A 4,324-nucleotide genomic window follows, 5' to 3' on the forward strand; every position below is an offset into this window, starting at 1 on the left:
ACTCACGCGGCGTTGCTGCATCAGGGTTTCCCCCATTGTGCAATATTCCCCACTGCTGCCTCCCGTAGGAGTCTGGGCCGTGTCTCAGTCCCAATGTGGCCGATCACCCTCTCAGGTCGGCTACGCATCGTCGCCTTGGTAAGCCATTACCTTACCAACTAGCTAATGCGCCGCGGGTCCATCTCATAGCGGATTGCTCCTTTAATTGCTGTTTCATGCGAAACTGCAATGTTATGCGGTATTAATCTCCCTTTCGGGAGGCTATTCCCCTCTATGAGGCAGGTTACCCACGTGTTACTCACCCGTCCGCCGCTAATCCGTTTCCCGAAGGAAACTTCATCGCTCGACTTGCATGTGTTAGGCACGCCGCCAGCGTTCGTCCTGAGCCAGGATCAAACTCTCAATAAAAAGTTTAATCATTCAACTCATAAAACTTACTTGTAAAAAGAATTGCTGGTTGTTTAAATGTATTCTATATTCTGTTCAATTTTCAAAGACCATTTTTATCTCGTCGCCTTCAAGCGACTTGTTTATGTTACCATGTGGAAGAAATCTTGTCAACAATTTTTTTAAATTTATTTCAGTAAATTTAATCTAGTTATTATTAACATCTTAAAGCTTGATTTCTCTCACCTGATACGCATATTATATATTATATTTCGACATATTTTTTCTAATTTATAATATATAGGTTTATATTTAAAATTAATATAGTCTATTTTTCTTGATTTTTCTCTATTTTTCTTATACCGACATACTAGGCTAAGTTTTCTAATATATTTTCTAATTATTGAGAAAAATATATGATTTTATATTTTTTTGCTTCAATAAAAAGCTTTTTATTTTTATAAAAAACAAATTTTATTTTATATAATACAATTAAGCATATTATAACTATATACTTAATTAATTCTTATTATATACTTGATTAATTTTTATATACGGTTAAATAATCCTTAAATTATGAACATATCTATATAAAAGCATATTAAAATAATCTTATACTATCTGTAAATTTACCGTCTTCTATTTCTACTTTATATAGAGCTATTCCATCCAGGCTTGCCTCAAAAGGTTTAAATATATCTATAGTAAAGTCTACTACTTTCTTCATTTTTTCCTTACTTAATCCCATAGCTATACTACAATGAGGATTCCAATTTCCAGGCAAATAATATTCCCTAGCACTATCTTCAAATTCTTTAAAAAATTCATAATACTCCTTATGGTAATTTATCAACTCTTGTGTAATCGTGGGAGCCATAAAACATGCTCCTGATGTAGGAAACACTCCTATTGAATCAAATTTAGTATCTATCACTTTAAATCTTGATTTAAATTCTTTCATTCTCTCTATAAATTTGGCCTCATCTACATCCTCATAGATAGCTAACGTTATATGTGGTGATAATCCATCTGTATCTTTTAAGCTTGAATCTATTCCGCTATCACTCAAGGCCTGCCATATTGAATTTACATATCTAGACGCTCTACTATCTAAAAATAAATCTACTGCATACATTAATATTCCTCCTGTGTAAAATAACCCTCTTAATTCTTTAAATATCTATAGAGTTTTTATTATATATTCTATCATATTTAATCAAATAAATTTTAAACACTTATTTTTGTAATAAAATGTTTTCATATTATATATAAATTAAAAATCTAAAACTTATTATACATATATATTATAAATTTATTAATTTGCATTTTTAAGTTTGTGTAGTATTTAACTTTCATATGATATAACAATAAAAAGAATACTATACTTTTAATGAGATTATGTTATTTCAATATTTCATTAAGTTAAGTTCAAAATTCATTTATGATAAAGACTAAGGATTATTCACCATATTTTTTAATATATCTAACTTCAATATTTATATTAGGATGTTTTTTTAAGAACTGATCAATTACAAGGTAACAACTTGGACAAGGTTCCCATTTGCTATATAAAGTAATAGTACCTTTATCACTTATTAATTTCTCTTTTATTTGTCTATGTATCTCTTCAAGTATTTTCTTTTCACTATCATTGATTCTATTATATCCTATACCTAATTTACCTTTATTATTAACCTTACTACTTTTAAAAGCAGCATTTTCTGGCAATGGCGATTCATAAAAACCTTCTATTTCATCACTACCACTAATTGCCTTAAAATCTTTTCCATTATAAACTGCTACTGCTATATTTATGGAATCTTGTAGAGCCTTGCTTTGATTTACCCTAAACGTTCCTGTCTCTTTTTCATATATATTTATATATTTATACATGTTTTTTATTAGTCTATACATTCTTGGTATGTTCTTTTTTATATGTTCATAGTACTCAACAGTACCTTTCTTAGCTTTTATGTATCCACAACTTATGTCTCTTGGGATTTTTATTGTTATTGTTTTTGTTTTGCTATCATTATCATAAGTTTGTTCTACAAATTCATTGTTAAAAAGAATCATCTTTCTTAGTAACTCTATATCTTTAGCATAAACGTGTTTATCATTAATTTCATTTTCTAATTTATCTAATCTAAATCTATCTTCTATATCCATAACCTTAGATATATCATTTGCTAATCTTTGTATAATACATATTAAATTTTCAACATCATCTTGAGTAGTTACTATTCTTTCATATTCAACTCTATCTATAATTAACGATTCCATCTTTATAATTTCTTTGCATAATCTATTATGTAAATCTTCAAATAACATTATGCTCTTTATATAATCAATTAATTGTTCTATATTATCAGCTTTATAAGTAATATCGGATTTCTTCAAACATATATATAAAGTTTCTATAACCTCTTTTTTTTCATTAAAAATCATACTAAGCTTATCTTTTAAACCTTCATCATCATTGCTTATGTTATATCCTTCTTTTTCTAGTGCTTTTTTTAAATCATTTAAGTTAGTAAATTTTAATCTATCTCTTTTTCTCTTTCTTGGTAGAATATTTTTATCTATCATATTTGCCTCATTCTTTTGATTAATATATTTTTGTATTCTTCATTATATACTTATTCAAATAGAGATAAAATAAAAAATCCCCTAAGAAAATCTTAGGGGATTTTTTATGTTTATTATAATCTTTCTACTTTTGGTTGTTTTCTTGGTACAGTTCTCTTATATTGAACTCTTGGATAACCAATTAACATAGCTGCAGTTATTTCTTCATTTTCTCCCATTTGAAGTAATTTCTTTACTTCTGGGTTGAATACTGATGCTCTTTCTAGGAATCCATTGAAGAATGTTCCAAGACCTAATGCATCTGTCATAAGTTCCATTTTTGCTGCTGCTAATCCAGCATCTAAAGCTCTATCTGCCTTTACAATAATTAATAAAGGTGCATTAAAGAATAATCTATCATTTTTTGAATCTTCTAAGTAAGCTTTGTACATACTCTTCCACATATTTGCATATGGAATTAAGTATTTTGGTGATTCTTCACTTGAAAGTATTTCATCAGCTTTAGCATCTAATGTTTCTAAAGCTAACTTTTTAACTTCTTCAATTTTATCTTTAACAACAATGTAAGATACATCTTCAGCATTACTTCCTGTTTGAGTGTATCTACCTGCTTCAATTATTTTTTCTATCTTTTCTTCTTCTACATCTTGATCTTTGAATAATCTAACACTTCTTCTGAATTTCATGAAATTCATTAAGTTGTCTGAATTTACTTCAAAGCTTTCTTTATTATATTCTATAACTTCATCCATTGAATATTCTGTTTCATCATTTGATGATACAGCTTTAACTGGACAAATTGCTATACAGTGACCACATTTTATACATCTTTCGTTATTTATATGCGCTTTTCCATCAACCATGTCTATGACACGAACTGGGCAATCTTGTTTACATAAAGTACAACCTATACATTTTTCTCTATCTACTATCATGTAAAACACTCCTCTTATATTTTTTCTTAAGTTACTAACTCTATACAATTAGTATTATAGTACACCCTTTTCTTTTTTTAAAGTATACACTTTTTTGATATATACTTAAATAAAAATTATTTACTCTCTTTTAGAGAGTTTAAATTAAACTCAGTAATATTAAATAGTAAAATCCTCTTTTTAAAAACTATTTAATAGATTATTTAAAACCTAGAGTTCTTAAAAAGGGGACTTTCAGTTATAAAACTTTTAAGAATACAATTTGAAAGAAACTTGTAAGCAATCATAAGTGTAAATCTAAGATTTCATTTATTTTAACTTTTAATAATAGCTTTTACTAAAAACAAAAAAATATACAATCTTATTAATTATATTATTTTTGTGCCATCATACCTACTAATTTATGTGGTACA

Annotated in this window: 3 protein-coding genes and 1 rRNA gene; all 4 read right to left on the reverse strand. The window is 27.5% G+C overall.

Features of this window, described 5'->3' with window-relative positions; all coding sequences use genetic code 11:
• Positions 1-408, reverse strand: a 16S ribosomal RNA gene (locus SPJ33_RS09100); the annotation flags it as partial.
• Between the two features lie 580 nt (positions 409-988).
• Positions 989-1,522 (reverse strand): 2'-5' RNA ligase family protein, encoded by a 534-nt coding sequence (locus SPJ33_RS09105; RefSeq protein WP_321117648.1) that lies wholly within the window; start codon positions 1,520-1,522, stop codon positions 989-991.
• 323 nt (positions 1,523-1,845) lie between these two features.
• A complete protein-coding gene (locus tag SPJ33_RS09110) occupies positions 1,846-2,976 on the reverse strand; it encodes a deaminase domain-containing protein (protein ID WP_321117649.1) in 1,131 nt (376 codons plus the stop codon).
• A 113-nt stretch (positions 2,977-3,089) separates the two neighbouring features.
• Positions 3,090-3,911, reverse strand: a complete 822-nt coding sequence (locus SPJ33_RS09115; RefSeq protein ID WP_321117650.1) for a nitroreductase family protein — start codon at positions 3,909-3,911, stop codon at positions 3,090-3,092.
• Positions 3,912-4,324: the final 413 nt, after the last annotated feature.

It is taken from the genome of Clostridium sp. (genome assembly GCF_034179595.1).
Lineage (GTDB): Bacteria > Bacillota > Clostridia > Clostridiales > Clostridiaceae > Clostridium.